Origin of the sequence: Pseudomonas sp. AG1028, from assembly GCF_007993955.1 — a bacterium.
In the GTDB taxonomy this organism is placed as follows: Bacteria; Pseudomonadota; Gammaproteobacteria; order Pseudomonadales; family Pseudomonadaceae; genus Aquipseudomonas; species Aquipseudomonas straminea.
The window spans coordinates 58,782-74,735 of record NZ_VIVP01000002.1 but is presented as its reverse complement, the minus strand read 5'-3'; the positions used below and the strand labels follow the sequence as shown (position 1 = coordinate 74,735).

The following is a 15,954-nucleotide window of genomic DNA, read 5'->3' as shown; positions in this document are numbered from 1 at the left end:
GAAACTGGTGGGGATTTCCTAGCGCACTCAGTCCGGTGAGAATGAGGCATCGCGCCCATGGACTGAGCGCCCGCACGCTCCTACAGGTGACTGGGGTAACAGTGCTTACAGCACCCGGCGCATCCCGATATGGGGAATATCGTCTTCCAGGTATTCATCGGTCGCCACCACGAAACCGTAGCGGCCGTAGTAGCCCTGCAGGTGCGCCTGGGCGGACATGTACACGGGCAGGCCTGGCCAGCGTAGCCCGCAGGCCAGCAGGGCCTGTTCCATCATGATGTGGCCGAGACCGGTGCCGCGGGCGCTGGGTGCAGTGACGACACGGCCGATAATCACTTCGCCGTCGTTGAGCGACGGGTCGAGCAGACGCAGGTAAGCCGCCAGTTCATCGCCACGCCAGCCCAGCAGGTGACAGGTGTCACCTTCGAGATCGCGGCCATCGACTTCCAGGTACGGACAGTTCTGTTCGACCACGAACACCTGGGTACGCAGCGCCAGCACGGCGTACAGCTCGGTCTTGGTCAGTTCGGTGTGGTGCTTGCAGTGCCAGGTAACGGACATGATCGGCTCACAACTAGAGGCTCGGGATAGCCGGCGACTCTACCCCCATCGCCCCTTTTCGTCATGAGGTCTCTACTTTTCGATCACCTGCCCACGCAAGGCCGCCAGGCGGGCCAGCAGGCGGTTCTGCACCGGCGTCGACACGCCCTGGCTGTCCATCGAGGCCTGCAGGTTCTCGACCAAGGCATTGAAGTGGCTGGGCGACAGATTCTGGCCCTTGTGGCTTTCCTCCAAAGAGTCGCCGGTATAGACGCAAGGCCCGCCGGCAATCACGCAGAACTTGTCGACCAGTTTGTCACGCAGCCCGACGATATCCACCTTGGCGAAGAACGGCGCGATACGCTGATCACCCGCCACATTGAGCAGCATGCCTTCGACGATGCGGTTGATGCCGGGTTTCTCGCCCAGGTCACGATATAAGCTGTCATCCTTGGCTGGCTGCTGCGCGCAGCCGATCAATACCAGCGCCAGTAGCGCAACACAGAATGAACGCAGCATGCTCAGAAACTCCCCTGCACGGACAGGTAGGCGCCATTCTGGTTATCCAGCGTGGCGATCTCGCCGAGGCGCGCGTAGGCCAGCACGATGGCCAGGTGCTTGCTGGGGAAGTAGCCGACGAACAGGTCGGCCCAGTCGCTCTCGCCGGCGAAACTGAGGTTGTCCGGCTTTTCCCGGTACTCGACGCCCACGGCCCATTCTCGGTTGAGCAGCACGGCCACCGAACCTTCCTTGAGCACCGAGCGGCGGTCGCGGCGGTCGCCACCGAAACCTAGCAGGCCCAGCTCGTTGGCCCGGCTGTAGCGCACACCGCCGTTGAGCAGCAGGTTGTAGCCGAAGGCGCCGCCGAGGATCAGCCGGCTGGCAGTCAGGTAGCCTTCGGTGTCTTCATCACGCTTGGCGCCGACCAGGCTGGGGATGAGGAAGTCCTTCTGGCGCTTGTGCTGAATACCCAGGGAAACCTGTGGCAACTGGTCGTAGATAAGGTCGCCGAACAACCGCACCTTGATGCCGAAGATATCCTGGCTAAGGCTGTTTTCCGGCAGGCTCAGGTCACGGGCCAGCGTGCCAAGGTCAAAGCGCTGGCGTGCGTAGGAGAGTTCGATGCGGTTGTCATAGGCCGCCGATACGCCAGCCACATCCAGACGGTAATCACCGGTTTCCACCCGCGTGGCAAACACGTCGGCACCCCACTCGCCCTTCTCGCCATAGCCGGACAATACCGCCCAGGGCGTGATGCCGCCGCCGGCAGGGCCTTCAATGCTGCTGGCGCCGCCGGTGGCGAGCAGGCGACCTTCGCCGGCCAAGGCAGCCGAGGTGAACATGCCCACCAGAAGGGCGCCAATCAATTGCGATAGCCACATGGTCAATGCACCAGAGAAACGGGAGAAGTTAACGGACGCTGCATCCAGGCCTCGAAGGCCTGCGGCGCCAGCGGACGGCTGATCAGGTAACCCTGCACACTGTCGCACTGCCAACGGTCGAGCAGGTCCAGGCTGCGCTGCAGTTCGACACCTTCGGCCACCACCTTGAGGCCAAGGCTGTGGCTCATCTCGATGGTGGAACGGACGATCACCGCGTCTTCGCTGGTATCGTCCAGGTCGCGAATAAAGGACTGGTCGATCTTCAACTCCTGCACTGGCATGCGCTTGAGCTGTGCCAGAGAAGAGTAGCCGGTGCCGAAGTCATCCACCGACAGACCAATGCCTTTCTCGCGCAGCCCGTGGAGAACCTGCAAGGCTACTGCTGGATTGAGCATCACACCGCTTTCGGTAATTTCGAAGATCAGTTGCGAGGCCGGAACCCGATAATGCGCCAACAGCTGGCCAACTCGGGAGGGCAGCTCAGCATCGATCAGGTCATCCGTGGAAATGTTCAACGACAACTGCACCATGAGCCCACGCTGACGCCACTCCTGCAGTTGACGCACACCCTCTTCGATCACCCAGGCAGTCAAGATCTGAATGCTACCGGTGCGCTCGGCGATAGGGATGAACTCCCCAGGCGAGACCATGCCGAATTGCGGATGCTGCCAGCGCAGCAGGCCCTCGGCCTGGATACGCGAGGGATTACGCACGTCCAGTTTGGGCTGGTAGTGCAGCAGCAGCTCCTCTCGCTGAGCGGCGTGGCGCAAGTCACGGATCAGTTGTACTTGACGCTGCTGGACAGCGTCACGACCACTTTCGTAAACCTGGATGCGCCCCGGCAGCTGACCAGCGTCCTGCATGGCGATACCAGCACGACGCAGTAACTCTTCAGGCGTCACACCGTCGCTGGGGTAGCCAGCAATGCCGATGTGGCAATCCAGAGCGATATCCACGTTATCGATACGAAAGGGCTTCATAGACAACTGCTGCACGCGGTCGGCAGTAGCCACCGCGCTGTCGACATCAGCACCATCGAGCAATAGCACGAACTCGTCGCCATGCAGTCGCGCCAGGCTGTCGGACGGCCGCAATGCCATCTGCAGGCGGTTGGCCAACTGCTGCATGACCCGATCACCGCCGCCGGCCTCGCAGCTTTCCGTGACTGTGCGGAAATTGCCGATACCCACATACAGCAAGGCGATATGCCGATCAGCCATGATCGCGCTGCTCAAGCGCTCGAGCGCCAGGTTGCGATTGGGCAGCCCGGTCATCGGATCATGCAGGGCGTTATGGGCCAGTTGCCGCTCACGTTCGGCGATGCCCTGCTGCATGCTCTGGAACGCCTTGGCCAGGCTGCCGAGCTCATCACCGCGGTCGAGCGCCAACGGCACCTCGTAATCACCCTGGCCGACCCGCTCGGCGGCACCAGCCAAGTGGCGAATCGGCCGCGAAAGGCTACGCGCCAGCAACAATGCACCCATCAGGGACGCCACCAACGCAGCCACGGCGATCAGCAGGATCTGCTTATTGAGCGCAACCACCGAGCCACGGGCCTGTTCGAGCGAACGTTGCAGCAGTGCCTGCACGCGAAAGCCGTCACCACTACCGAGCACCAGACGCTGTACCAGGAAGGGCTCATCACCATGCATAACCTCGCCGCTGTCGCCATCGAACGTGATCTTGTGCAGGTCTTGCAGAGTACTCACGAACACGTCCGGCTGGCCGTCCATGCTGCCGATGATGCTCAGTTCCAGGTGCGTCAGTTGATTGAGCTCGTGGGCGAAGCGATCATCAATGGCAAAACCGGTCACCAGGCGCGCGATGGGCAGTGGCGCGTTGATCGTGGCTTGCACCAGCAGATAGATCTGTCCGTCGAAGGGCATGAGAATACTCTGTCCCTGACGGTTCAACTGCCGGTTGATCTGCTCGGTCTGGGCTACGGACGGCGGCGCCGAGGTGCTAGCGGTCAGCTTGCCGTCCATGTCGAACATCATCACCACGCCGGCGTTGATCCGCGCGCCATGATTGAACAGCGCCGAGCGGATGGTCGCCTCGTCGCCACTGGCCACGGCCTCGCGGAAGCCGAAGTCGCTGGTCAACACCTGCACCGCATCACGTAGCTGGCGGGCGTGGGTATCGAGTAACTGCCCGAATACACTGGTACCGACTTCAAGCTGCTCACGCGCCTGGGTGCGGATCGAGGCATTGGTGGCCGCCTGCACGGCGAAATACAGCGCGCCGATCACCACCAGCGGTAGCAAGATCAGCACGATGGCGATGCGCGCCTGGAAACTAGTGCGAACCATGATCCAAAGCTTTCTTGAAGGCATCGCCAAAGGCGCTGGGCGGTGCGCCCGGTGGTTCGCTGACGCTGACAGCATCGACCGGCAGGCTGAAACGCGGCGCCATGGCGCCATCGCCGACTTTCAAGGCCTCGGCCTGTTTGGGCAGCATGTCGGGCAGCGCCGAGTGCCAGAGGGTGACCTGATATTCGCCGGCCGGCAGGTTGTCGAAACTAACCCGGCCCTGGGCATCGCTGACGGCGAACCAGGGGTCATCGGTAACGTAGATGTAGCCCACCATCCAGTCATGGATATTGCAGCCCAGCACCACCAGGCCGGGCTTGTCGAAAACCACCGGCTCACTCGGCGTGCCCTGGTAAAGGCGCAGCTCGAAGCGCTTGGCCGGCGAGAACGAATAGACCTGATGGCGAATGTCGTCGCGGTTCGGAAAGGTGACCGCGGTGCCGCTGCGCACGGCCAGCACGCTGGGTACGAAGCGCATATCCTGTTGGTCCATTACCGCTTTGCCGGCGGCTGCCGTGCTGGAAACTGCAGCGCCACGCAGCGTCACCACGGCGTCGGCCAGCGGTGCGCCCTTGGTGTCCACCACTTCGCCTTGCAGGCTGGCAGCCTGCGCGGTGCACAGCGCGCCGAACAGATACAGGTGTACAGCGATAAAGAAACGTCTAGTCATGGGAGCTCGTCAAGGGCTACTCAGCCTTACCGCGAGGCCACATAAGCGCCTCTTCGCTGATTAAGGAAGGTCTGCAGGAAGATTAGACGTGATGCTGAAGAAGTTCGAGCTTTAATGACGCCGCGAATAGGCAAAAAGCCACTATCGAACGAAACAGTCCGAAAAGGCTGATCCAGAGCTTTATTCGCTGCCGCGCAGACGCTTGGGCGTCAGCCCCAGGTAACGCCGCATGGCGGTAGTCAGTGCGCTCTGGCTGGAGAAACCGCACTCCTCGGCGATGCGCACAAGTGGCAAGCCACTGCCACGCAACAGGCGCGTGGCGCGATCGAGGCGCGCCTTGAGCAGGTACTGATGGGGCGTGAGGCCGACGCTGTCCTTGAACTGGGCGTGAAAGTGGCTAGGGCTCAGGCAGGCGACATGGGCCAGCTCGGCCACGCTGATGCGCCGCGCCAGATTGTCGGCGATATAACCATCGAGCCGCTGCACGTCCAGCGAGCCATGGCCACGCGCGGACTGCTCGCCAAATACCCTCAGGTGCAGGGCGCGCAGCAACACGCCACCCAGCGAGCGCGCCAGCAGCGGGTCGCTGCCGTAACGCTCCAGTTCAGAGCCGGCATAGCTGAGCAGATGCTGAAAGTCGGCATCGAGTTGCGGGTAACGCGGCGTGTCGAACAGATGGCCTAGCAGCTGCAGGTCCTCGCTGGACATGTCCTGCTCATTGAGGTCGACGATCAGCATGCGGTTGTCGCCAATACCAGCGAACTGGTGGTCAGCATCACCCGGCACCAGGCAGGCGCGCATGCGGCACACCTCGCCGCCGCGCCCAACCACCTCGAATTCGGCACGCCCGGACACTGACATCACCAGCTGGTGGTGGTCGTGAGTGTGTTCGTGGGCCTGATCGTCCAGGCGCATGAGGCGGGCGTTGAGCATGATTCGCGACTCGATGGGCAACGCGCGCACTCTACCGCGTTGCCACGCAAAACTGTATGGGCGGCGACAGGAGGCCCGGCAGGCGCCAAACCAGGCCTGACAAGCGAAACGGCGCAGTCACTAATAAATGTTGAAAAAAGCCGGCGGTGCCCCATCTAACCTTCAACGTCAATGGACAGGTGCCGCATGAACGACCCGCACGATATCGAGATCGCTTCGGAGCAAACCAGCCACAGCCTGATGCTGCCCGGGCAGAACCTGCCGGACAAACTCTATGTGATTCCAATCCACAACCGCCCCTTCTTCCCGGCGCAGGTGCTGCCGGTGATCGTCAACGAGGAGCACTGGGCGGAAACCCTGGAACTGGTCAGCAAGACCGAGCACAAGACCCTGGCCCTGTTCTACGTCGACAAGCCGGTCACCGATCCCCGCCATTTCGATACGTCCAGCATGCCCGAGCACGGCACCGTGGTGCGTGTGCACCATGTCAGCAACGACGACGGCAAGCTGCAGTTCGTCGCCCAGGGCCTGACCCGCGTGCGCATTCGTGGCTGGCTCAAGCATCACCGCCCGCCGTACCTGGCCGAGGTCGAATACCCGCGTAACGCCAATGATGGGCGCGACGAGGTCAAGGCCTACGCCATGGCGCTGATCAACGTGATCCGCGAGCTGCTGCCGCTCAACCCGCTGTACAACGAAGAGCTGAAGAACTACCTCAACCGCTTCAGCCCCAACGATCCTTCGCCGCTCACCGACTTCGCCGCTGCGCTGACCACCGCGCAATCGAAGGTGCTGCAGGAAGTGCTCGACACCGTGCCGATCCTCAAGCGCATGGAAAAGGTGCTGCCGCTGCTGCGCAAGGAAGTCGAGGTAGCCCGCCTGCAGAACGAGCTCTCCGACGAGGTGAACCGCTCGGTGGGCGAGCACCAGCGCGAGTTCTTTCTCAAGGAACAGCTGAAGATCATCCAGCAGGAACTGGGCATCACCAAGGATGACCGCAGCGCCGACGCCGAGCAGTTCACACAGCGCCTGGAAGGCAAGACCCTGCCCGAGCAGGCCCGCAAGCGCATCGACGAGGAGATGAACAAACTCTCGGTACTGGAGACCGGCTCGCCGGAGTACGCCGTCACCCGTAATTACCTGGACTGGGCCACCAGCGTGCCCTGGGGCGTGGTCGGCAAGGACAAGCTGGACCTCAAGCACGCCCGCAAGGTACTCGACGATCACCACGCCGGCATGGACGACATCAAGCAGCGCATCACCGAGTTCCTTGCCGTCGGCGCCTTCAAGGGGGAGATCGCCGGTTCCATCGTGCTGCTGGTCGGCCCGCCCGGCGTGGGCAAGACCAGCATCGGCAAGTCCATCGCCGAATCCCTGGACCGGCCGTTCTACCGTTTCTCGGTCGGCGGCATGCGCGACGAGGCTGAGATCAAGGGCCATCGCCGCACCTATATCGGCGCCCTACCCGGCAAGCTGGTGCAGGCGCTCAAGGAAGTCGAGGTGATGAATCCGGTGATCATGCTCGACGAGATCGACAAGATGGGTAGCAGCTTTCAGGGCGACCCAGCCTCGGCGCTGCTGGAAACCCTCGACCCGGAACAGAACGTCGAATTCCTCGACCACTATCTGGATCTGCGCCTGGACCTGTCCAAGGTGCTGTTCGTGTGCACCGCCAATACCCTGGACTCGATCCCCGGCCCGCTGCTCGACCGCATGGAAGTGATTCGTCTGTCCGGCTACATCACCGAGGAAAAACTGGCCATCGCCAAGCGCCACCTGTGGCCCAAGCAGCTCGACAAGGCCGGCGTGCCGGCCAAGCAACTGTCGATCAGCGACAGCGCCCTGCGCGCCCTGATCGAGGGCTATGCCCGCGAAGCCGGCGTACGCCAGCTGGAGAAACAGCTCGGCAAGCTGGTGCGCAAGGCGGTGGTCAAGCTGCTCGACGACCGCGACACCAAGGTCAAGATCGCCGCCAAGGATCTGGAGGGCTACTTGGGCATGCCGGTGTTTCGCAGCGAGCAGGTGCTTTCCGGTGTCGGCGTGATCACCGGCCTGGCCTGGACCAGCATGGGCGGCGCCACGCTGCCGATCGAGGCGACACGCATCCACACACTGAACCGCGGCTTCAAGCTCACCGGCCAGCTCGGCGAAGTGATGAAGGAGTCGGCGGAGATCGCCTACAGCTACGTCAGCTCGCACCTGAAAACCTTCAAGGGCGACCCGACCTTCTTCGACCAGGCTTTCTTGCATATGCACGTGCCCGAAGGTGCCACGCCCAAGGACGGTCCGAGCGCAGGCATCACCATCGCCAGCGCCCTGCTCTCCCTGGCTCGCAACCAGGCGCCGAAGAAAGGCGTAGCGATGACCGGCGAACTGACCCTGACCGGCCAGGTGCTGGCCATCGGCGGGGTGCGCGAGAAGGTCATCGCCGCGCGCCGCCAAAAGATCCACGAGCTGATCCTGCCCGAGGCCAACCGTGGCTCCTATCAGGAGCTGCCGGAATACCTCAAGCAGGGCATCACCGTGCACTTCGCCAAGCGTTTCAGCGATGTGGCCAAGGTGCTATTCGACTGACCACTGCCGCGGCGGGCTGCCAGACCAGGTGCCCGCCGTCCCGATGCCCCTTCCCGCTACCGGCCTGCTGGCAAATCGATAGATCGAAACCCGAATGCTGCTGTCAGAAGCTGACCCGGCCGCCGTGAGGCTGTGCAGCATCTGGCCTGTGCAGATCACGCCATGCCCGGGCGATGGTCGACAGAAGGAGAACGGGGATGCCCCGCAGCGACAAGGAACATTTCATCGGGCTCGAATGGCTGCGCTTCATACTCGGCCTGTATATCGTGGTCTTTCACACCCTGCACAACTACCCCGAACAGCAGTTGCCGATCATCAAGCAGCTCAGCGGCGCGGGCTTCTTCGCCACCAGTACCTTTTTCGTGCTTTCCGGTTTTCTGCTCGCCCACGTGTATTGCCAGCGCGGCCAGATGCGCGAGCCGGCGGTGAGCTTCTGGAGCAGGCGCTTCGCCAACCTCTATCCGCTGCATATCTTCTCGCTGCTGCTGACCATCGCCGTCATCTTCGTCATCAGCCACCTGGGTATCCCGCCGGACGACACCAAGGCCAGTATCCGCTTCGTGGTCTACGACACCAACGAGGACAGGACCCAGATCGCCCTCGACAGCCTTGAACACTTCATGAGCAACGGCGAGTTGGCCTTCAACAGCCTGTTGCAGTTGCTGATGCTGCAGGCCTGGAACCCCTTCTACCTGACCTTCAACGCACCGCTATGGTCGATCTCCACACTGTTCTTCTTCTACCTCACCTTCCCCTTCGTGGCGCCGCGCCTGGCACGTCTCAAGCATAAGGTGTTGTGGCTGGGCGTGATCACCCTGATCTACCTAGTCCCGCCGCTATTGGTGATTCTCAACGGTGACTACGGCATGCCGTTCACCGGCATCCTGCACCGCAACCCGCTGGTGCGCCTGCCCGAGTTTCTTGCCGGCATCCTCGCCTACGGATTGTTTCGCGACATGCAGGACGCCGGGCGCACACCGGGCACTGGCGGCGTGGGGCTGATGATCGCTTTCGTGCTGGGCTGCTTCCTCGGCACTGCCTGGCTAATCGAGGGGCCACAATTCTGGTACTACCTGCTGCACAACGGTCTGCTGCTGCCGGCGCAGATCATGCTGATCTACCTCTGCGCCCTGGCGCCCTCGCCCACTAGCAGCACGGTGCAACGCTGGTCCCAGCGCCTGGGCGCGGCCTCGCTGCCGCTGTTCGTGCTGCATGTGCCGGCCTTCACGCTGTTCTCGCGCTCGGAAATGCTGCTGGGTGTAGCCTCCGGTGAGTGCTTCGCCAACTGGTCCGAGTGCGCGGTGCGCGCGGGTGAGCAGCATCTGTCCATCGTCTTCTACCCACTGTTCCTGCTGCTGACAGTGATACTCTGCGTCTGGGCTCAGGAAAACGCCGTGGTACCGACCCGCAAACGACTACTGAAGTGGTTGCCGGTTCGACGTAGCACAAACTGAGCAGAAGGAAAGGAAATTCCTAGGAATCATCTGCAGCGCCGACGGTCGGAAGGAGATGTTCGGCGACCGCGCCGCTGTTTTCTTTTGTTTTCTGGGAGGGATCCGTGATCCTCAAGACCGTCAAGGCATCTGTCCGCCACAGCATGCTTCCCGCTGCGCTGTGCCTGGCCTGCACCACCTCGCTGTTCAGTGCCCAGGTGCTGGCTTTCTCCCTCGATGATGTGGCCTCCCAAGCCAAGGGGCTACTGGACAAACCTTACACGGCACCTGCCAGCAACCTGCCCAATGAGCTGCGCACCTTGTCCTTCAAGGACTACCAGCAGATCAAGGCCCGTGAAGACAAGTACGAATGGGCCGGCAGCAAGACGCCCTTCAAGCTGAGCTTCTACCACCAGGGCATGCACTTCGAGACCCCGGTGAAGATCAACGAAGTGACCGCCACCAGCGTCAACGAAATCAAGTACGACCCCGAGCGCTTCGACTTCGGCGACGTGAAGGTCGACAAGGACGCCACCAAGGATCTGGGCTACGCGGGCTTTCGCGTCATGTACCCGATCAACGACAAGGACAAGCTCGACGAGATCATGAGTGTGCTCGGCGCCAGCTACTACCGTGTGGTCGGCAAGGATCAGGTCTACGGCACCTCGGCCCGCGGCCTGGCCATCGACACCGCGCTGCCCAGCGGCGAGGAATTTCCGTATTTCCGCGAGTTCTGGATCGAGCGCCCGAAAGCTGGCGACAAGCACCTGGTGATGTACGCCCTGCTCGACTCGCCACGCGCCACCGGCGCCTATCGCTTTATCCTGCGCCCGGGAAAGGACGCCATCGTCGACGTCAAATCCAAGGTATTCCTGCGCGAGAACGTCACCAAGCTCGGCGTCGCGCCACTGACCAGCATGTTCCTGTACGGCAGCAACCAGCGCTCAGCCAAGGCCAACTACCGCCCGGCCCTGCATGATGCCAATGGTCTGGCCATCCATACCGGCAGCGACGAGCACATCTGGCGCCCGCTGAACAACCCGCAGAACCTGGGTGTGAGCACCTTCCAGGTCGAGAACCCGAAAGGTTTCGGCCTGCTGCAACGCGGCCGCGACTTCGCCCAGTACGAAGACCTGGACGACCACTACGAAGAACGCCCAAGCGTGTGGATCGAACCCAAGGGCGAATGGGGCAAGGGCAAGGTCGAACTGGTGGAAATCCCCACGCCGGATGAAACCAACGACAACATTGTCGCCTTCTGGACGCCTGACGAGCAGCCCAAGCCAGGCGAGCCGATGGAGTTCGACTACCGCATGCACTGGACCAAAGACGAGCGCGCCCAGCTGGGCCCGGATCTGGCCTGGGTCAAGCAGACCATGCGTAGCGCCGGCGAGGTCAAGCAGCCCAACCTGACCCGCAAGCTCGACGGCAGCGTCGCCCTGCTGGTGGACTTCGAAGGCCCGTCCCTGGAAGCCCTCAAACCTGACGCGGCAGTCGCCAGCAACTTCAGCATCAACGACAACGCCGAAGTGTTGGACAATCACCTGCAATACAACAAAGCCACCAAAGGCTGGCGCATGACGGTGCGTTTCAAGGTCAAGGATCCCAAGCAAGCGGTAGAAATGCGCGCGGCTCTGGTCGAGGGTGACAAGACCCTCAGCGAAACCTGGAGCTATCAACTCCCGCCCAATACGGTTGCCCCGCAATGAAGACCACCGAGCAGTCCGCCCTGGACGAGTACCTGGACAGCCTGCCTCTGAGTGCCACCGAGCGCGAAGCCCTGGCTGACAGCAGCGACTTCACCGAACTGCACAGCCGCCTGGGCGGCGTGCAGACGGCAGAGGCCGAAGAGGCCGTGCACGGATCCGCCGCGCGCCGCATCGAACTCGGCGCTGGCCGGCCCCTGGAAGCCGAAGGCCTGCTCTCTCTCGATGCAGCCGGGCGCCCAATCCTGCGCGCTGCCCCACCGCTCAATCGCACCAAGATGACCCCCGAACCGTGGCGCACCAACGTGCTGACCCGCGGTTTGCGTGCGCTGTTCGGCAAGAGCAACCCGCCGCGCCCACCCAAGCGCGAGCTTGAGCCGGCGCGCTGGCGTCGGGTCGGATCCTTGCGCCGCTACCTGCTGCTGATTCTGATGCTGAGCCAGACCGCCGTCGCCACCTGGTACATGAACAGCATCCTGCCCTACCAGGGTTGGGCTCTGATCAACCTGCAGGAAGTGATGGATCAGGGCTGGCAGGAAAGCTTCTTCCAGGTGCTGCCCTATCTGGTGCAAGGCAGCATCCTGGCGCTGTTCTCGCTGTTGTTCTGCTGGGTTTCAGCCGGTTTCTGGACAGCCTTGATGGGTTTCTGGGAACTGATGCGCGGCTATGACCGCTACGGCATTTCCGGCAGCAGCGCCGGCGACGAACCGATAGACGCCGCCGCGCGCACCGCGATCATCATGCCGATTTGCAACGAGGACGTGCCCCGGGTATTCGCCGGCCTGCGCGCCACCTACGAGTCGGTGAAGGCCTCGGGCGAGCTCGCCCAGTTCGACTTCTTCATCCTCAGCGATACCGGCGATGCCGACATCGCCGTGGCCGAACAGCGCGCCTGGCTGGAGCTGTGCCAGGAGACCGAGGGCTTCGGCAACATCTTCTATCGCCGCCGACGCCGCCGCGTTAAGCGCAAGAGCGGCAACATCGACGACTTCTGCCGTCGCTGGGGCGGCGATTACCGCTACATGGTGGTGCTCGACGCCGACAGCGTAATGAGCGGCGAATGCCTGACCAAGCTGGTACGCCTGATGGAAGCCAACCCGCAGGCCGGTATCATCCAGACTTCGCCCAAGGCCGCCGGCATGAACACCCTGTACGCGCGCCTGCAACAGTTCGCCACCCGCGCCTACGGCCCGCTGTTCACCGCCGGCCTGCACTACTGGCAGCTGGGTGAATCCCATTACTGGGGCCACAACGCGATCATCCGCATGCAGCCGTTCATCGAGCACTGCGCCCTGGCACCTTTGCCGGGCAAGGGTTCATTCGCCGGCGCGATCATGTCCCACGACTTCGTCGAGGCGTCGCTGATGCGCCGCGCCGGCTGGGGTGTATGGATCGCCTACGATCTGCCGGGCAGCTATGAAGAACTGCCGCCCAACCTGATCGACGAGCTGCAGCGCGATCGGCGCTGGTGCCACGGCAACCTGATGAACTTCCGCCTGTTCCTGGTCAAGGGCATGCACCCGGTACACCGCGCGGTGTTCCTCACTGGCGTGATGTCCTATCTGTCGGCGCCGCTGTGGTTCATGTTCCTGCTGCTCTCCACCGCTCTGCTGGCCATTCACACGCTGATGGAGCCGCAGTACTTCCTGGTGCCCGGCCAGCTGTTCCCGGTGTGGCCACGCTGGAATCCACAGCTGGCAGTGACCTTGTTTTCCACCACCCTGACCTTGCTGTTCCTGCCCAAGCTGCTCGCCGTGATTCTTATCTGGGTCAAGGACGCCAAGGCTTACGGCGGCGCCTTCAAGGCAACGCTGAGCATGCTCCTGGAAATGCTCTTCTCGGTGCTGCTGGCGCCGGTGCGCATGCTGTTCCACACCCTGTTCGTCACCGCTGCGTTTCTGGGTTGGTCTGCCACCTGGAATTCGCCACAGCGCGACAACGGCATCACCACCTGGGGTGACGCCACCCGTCGCCATGGCTGGCAGGCGCTGTTGGGCGCGTTCTGGACGGCAGGCGTAGCCTGGCTGGACCCGAACTTCCTGTGGTGGCTGTCGCCTATCGTGGTGTCGCTGATGCTGGCAATCCCGGTATCGGTGTTCTCCAGCCGCCTGAGCCTGGGCCTGGGTAGCAAGAAGGCCAAGCTGTTCCTGATCCCCGAGGAATCCAATCCGCCTCAGGAGCTGCTGTCCACCTACGCCTACACGCGACACAACCGCGAGCACGCGCTGGAAAACGGCTTTATCGAAGCGGTGCTGCGGCCCTTTCCCAACGCCCTGGCCTGCGCCATGGCCACCGCCCGCCACGGCCAGGCACCGCTGCTTGAGCACGCTCGTCAACGCGCGTTGAAGGAAGCCCTGGAACTGGGCCCGAAAAAGCTGGATGACAAACGCAAGCTGGTGCTACTCAGCGACCCGGTATTAATGGCCCGTCTGCACGCGCAGCTATGGCAGCAGGCCGAACAGCACCCGCTATGGCGCCATGCTTATAAGCAGAGCGCACCGCCCCAGCCAAAGCATGACAATCAGGCGCTCAAAGTGGCGCCGCTCGGCACGACCTCACCCCTGGTCAACTGACCGCCACGCGGTCATCCAGCCCAGGCTGGCACGGGTATCGCCCCCTTCGGGGCGGTACTCGGCGCCTAGCCAGCCGCGGTAAGCGGCCTTCTTAAGCGCATTGCGCACAGCGACGAAATCCATAGATCCACTGCCTGGCGCACCGCGCCCCGGACAATCGGCGAATTGCACATGACCGATTCGACCGGCCAGTGTCTCGACCGCAACCACCGGATCAATGCCCTGCCGCGCCATATGGTAGATATCCAGCTGCGCCCGGAAACTATCGTGCTCGACGGCCGCCAGCAGCGCCTGCAGATGCTGCGGCGTGTTGACCAGAAAGCCGGGCATGTCGATGGGGTTGATCGCCTCGCTGACCACACCGATGCCCAGTAAACCGAACGCCTCGGCCGCCTTGCGGATATTTCCGGCCAATGTCTCTAGCGCCTGCTCGCGGGAAACGCCTTCGGCCAGCCGCCCGGGCAGCACATTGACCACGCTGGGCCGCACCATCGCCGCGTAGGTCAGCGCCTCCTGAAGCGCCTCATCGAACGCCGCCTGGCGCGCCGGCACCGCCGCCAGACCAGGCCCACCGTCAAGAAAATCACCACCCGGGAAATTCATCAGCACCAGCGGCAGCCCTGCCCGCTCCAATTCGTTCTTCAGGCGCAGCGCCGGCAACTCATAGGGAAACTGGATTTCCACACCGTCAAAGCCCGCGGCTGCAGCAGCGACGATGCGTTCGAGAAGGGGCCGCTCGGTAAACAGCATCGTCAGATTGGCGGATAGCTTCATGCACGACTCCTCGGCTGGCCGTCTCGGAAACGGCACTAGCGGTGATAACGACTCTACAGGCCGTCCTTTTCAAGGTGATCAAGGTCAACCGGATCGCCACTATGGGCATCGAGACGGTGACGAATGTCCTCGAACATCTGATCGAATTCCTCGTGCTCGTGGCTGATCAGCACCACGCTGGTGGGCAGCCCGTGCCTGTGGGCCAGGCGACTGACCACACTGGCGAAATTGAAGGCGGTATCACGGTGCAGCTCGAAGGCCTCCTCGAATGCCGTACCGTCGATCCCGCCCTTCATGGACATCTGCAGCATCGGCCCCTCGGCCGCATCCTGGCGAATGTCGTAATGCAGGTCGATGGCATAGACCGGAACGTCACCAGTCGCCACGCTGTTACTGCGATGAAAATGGCCAGGCTCGAACATGTGCTGTCTCCTACGCTGAAGGATCGACCGAAACCACGATCGGCATCGGACTCCTCAACATAGACCGTCGCGGCGCATGATGATGCGAACCTGAGCGCGCACCACAAACGTGCACATCAAGCACCAATAGTGGGCATATTCGACACACACCGAGCACTGCAAATACCCATGACAGAGGGCTTGATACGCTCGTTTGAACTCAGCGCTTCTTTTCGGCGCGCTCCTGCACCAGTACCCAGGGTGCGACGACCACGGCCCACAATGCTGGATCGCGGGCGAGCAGATCTTGCGCACGGCTATCGTCCAACACCGCGATTCGCCCGGCATCTAGCCATACAGCAACCTCATCCTTGCGATTCTCGGCAACCGCTTCGGCTACCTCGATCAGGTCCTGATCGCTGTCGACCCAGAGCAGCGAACCGCGGGCAAAGAACGGCTGCAGCTCCTGCCAGGTGATGGGGGCGGTTTCGCCGAGCAATTTGGCATAGAGGGTGCTTGGTTGTTCGTTCATGGCAGTTCCGTATTTCGCTGGCCGTTTTTTGACGGCCGCCATGATAACGACGAGTGGCTGGCAGACAAGGGACTGTCAACCGCCCGGCGGTCAGGAACTAGCCGTTTTTCTATACATTTCTTGCAAT

Annotated in this window: 13 protein-coding genes; 4 read left to right on the top strand and 9 right to left on the bottom strand. The window is 62.5% G+C overall.

The genetic code is table 11. The annotated features are described in order from the left end of the window. Positions 1-105: 105 nt before the first annotated feature. From FB481_RS03325 to FB481_RS03300, 6 genes are all read right to left on the bottom strand, one after another. Positions 106-561, bottom strand: a complete 456-nt coding sequence (locus tag FB481_RS03325; protein WP_093502363.1) for a GNAT family N-acetyltransferase — start codon at positions 559-561, stop codon at positions 106-108. A gap of 72 nt (positions 562-633) precedes the next feature. Continuing rightward, a complete protein-coding gene (locus FB481_RS03320; RefSeq protein WP_093502365.1) occupies positions 634-1,059 on the bottom strand; it encodes a group 1 truncated hemoglobin in 426 nt (141 codons plus the stop codon). A 2-nt stretch (positions 1,060-1,061) separates the two neighbouring features. Then, positions 1,062-1,928: a DUF3034 family protein gene (locus FB481_RS03315; protein ID WP_372239528.1), complete on the bottom strand. Its 867-nt coding sequence runs from the start codon at positions 1,926-1,928 to the stop codon at positions 1,062-1,064. Beyond that, positions 1,925-4,234 carry an EAL domain-containing protein gene (locus FB481_RS03310; RefSeq protein WP_178109837.1) on the bottom strand — a complete coding sequence of 770 codons (2,310 nt, stop codon included), beginning with the start codon at positions 4,232-4,234 and terminating at the stop codon, positions 1,925-1,927. Before FB481_RS03310 ends, FB481_RS03315 begins: the two co-directional genes overlap by 4 nt. Further along, complete coding sequence (locus FB481_RS03305; protein ID WP_147175071.1) at positions 4,218-4,901, bottom strand: methylamine utilization protein; 684 nt, start codon at positions 4,899-4,901, stop codon at positions 4,218-4,220. The genes FB481_RS03310 and FB481_RS03305 overlap by 17 nt, the downstream gene beginning before the upstream one ends. Positions 4,902-5,081: 180 nt before the next feature. Continuing rightward, on the bottom strand, positions 5,082-5,834 hold the full coding sequence (locus FB481_RS03300) for an AraC family transcriptional regulator (RefSeq protein WP_147175070.1): 753 nt from the start codon (positions 5,832-5,834) through the stop codon (positions 5,082-5,084). Positions 5,835-6,020: 186 nt separating this feature from the next. Between FB481_RS03300 and lon the strand changes: the two genes are divergently transcribed. From lon to mdoH, 4 genes are all read left to right on the top strand, one after another. Then, positions 6,021-8,408 carry an endopeptidase La gene (gene lon / locus FB481_RS03295; RefSeq protein ID WP_147175069.1) on the top strand — a complete coding sequence of 796 codons (2,388 nt, stop codon included), beginning with the start codon at positions 6,021-6,023 and terminating at the stop codon, positions 8,406-8,408. Positions 8,409-8,605: 197 nt separating this feature from the next. Next, complete coding sequence (locus FB481_RS03290) at positions 8,606-9,862, top strand: acyltransferase (protein ID WP_147175068.1); 1,257 nt, start codon at positions 8,606-8,608, stop codon at positions 9,860-9,862. A 143-nt stretch (positions 9,863-10,005) separates the two neighbouring features. Next, entirely contained in the window at positions 10,006-11,550 is a 1,545-nt protein-coding gene (locus FB481_RS03285) for a glucan biosynthesis protein G (protein ID WP_143103570.1), read from the top strand. Then, the gene (mdoH, locus tag FB481_RS03280) at positions 11,547-14,120 is read left to right on the top strand and encodes a glucans biosynthesis glucosyltransferase MdoH (RefSeq protein WP_147175067.1); all 2,574 of its coding nucleotides are present in this window, start codon (positions 11,547-11,549) and stop codon (positions 14,118-14,120) included. Before FB481_RS03285 ends, mdoH begins: the two co-directional genes overlap by 4 nt. On the opposite strand, the gene FB481_RS03275 is transcribed toward mdoH, so the two are convergent. From FB481_RS03275 to FB481_RS03265, 3 genes are all read right to left on the bottom strand, one after another. After that, on the bottom strand, positions 14,103-14,894 hold the full coding sequence (locus tag FB481_RS03275) for a hydroxypyruvate isomerase family protein (protein WP_147175066.1): 792 nt from the start codon (positions 14,892-14,894) through the stop codon (positions 14,103-14,105). The two genes, mdoH and FB481_RS03275, sit on opposite strands and share 18 nt — an antisense overlap. A 53-nt stretch (positions 14,895-14,947) precedes the next feature. Further along, positions 14,948-15,316 carry a DUF5064 family protein gene (locus FB481_RS03270; RefSeq protein ID WP_147175065.1) on the bottom strand — a complete coding sequence of 123 codons (369 nt, stop codon included), beginning with the start codon at positions 15,314-15,316 and terminating at the stop codon, positions 14,948-14,950. Positions 15,317-15,515: 199 nt separating this feature from the next. After that, positions 15,516-15,827 (bottom strand): DUF2288 domain-containing protein, encoded by a 312-nt coding sequence (locus FB481_RS03265; protein ID WP_147175064.1) that lies wholly within the window; start codon positions 15,825-15,827, stop codon positions 15,516-15,518. Between the last annotated feature and the right edge of the window lie 127 nt (positions 15,828-15,954).

Excerpts from the sequence above, each read along its gene's own strand:
- FB481_RS03325 (WP_093502363.1), bottom strand. The coding sequence starts at position 561 with ATGTCCGTTACCTGGCACTGCAAGCACCACACCGAACTGACCAAGACC.
- FB481_RS03320 (WP_093502365.1), bottom strand. The coding sequence starts at position 1,059 with ATGCTGCGTTCATTCTGTGTTGCGCTACTGGCGCTGGTATTGATCGGC.
- FB481_RS03305 (WP_147175071.1), bottom strand. The coding sequence starts at position 4,901 with ATGACTAGACGTTTCTTTATCGCTGTACACCTGTATCTGTTCGGCGCG.
- FB481_RS03300 (WP_147175070.1), bottom strand. The coding sequence starts at position 5,834 with ATGCTCAACGCCCGCCTCATGCGCCTGGACGATCAGGCCCACGAACAC.
- lon (WP_147175069.1), top strand. The coding sequence starts at position 6,021 with ATGAACGACCCGCACGATATCGAGATCGCTTCGGAGCAAACCAGCCAC.
- FB481_RS03290 (WP_147175068.1), top strand. The coding sequence starts at position 8,606 with ATGCCCCGCAGCGACAAGGAACATTTCATCGGGCTCGAATGGCTGCGC.
- FB481_RS03285 (WP_143103570.1), top strand. The coding sequence starts at position 10,006 with ATGCTTCCCGCTGCGCTGTGCCTGGCCTGCACCACCTCGCTGTTCAGT.
- mdoH (WP_147175067.1), top strand. The coding sequence starts at position 11,547 with ATGAAGACCACCGAGCAGTCCGCCCTGGACGAGTACCTGGACAGCCTG.
- FB481_RS03275 (WP_147175066.1), bottom strand. The coding sequence starts at position 14,894 with ATGAAGCTATCCGCCAATCTGACGATGCTGTTTACCGAGCGGCCCCTT.
- FB481_RS03270 (WP_147175065.1), bottom strand. The coding sequence starts at position 15,316 with ATGTTCGAGCCTGGCCATTTTCATCGCAGTAACAGCGTGGCGACTGGT.
- FB481_RS03265 (WP_147175064.1), bottom strand. The coding sequence starts at position 15,827 with ATGAACGAACAACCAAGCACCCTCTATGCCAAATTGCTCGGCGAAACC.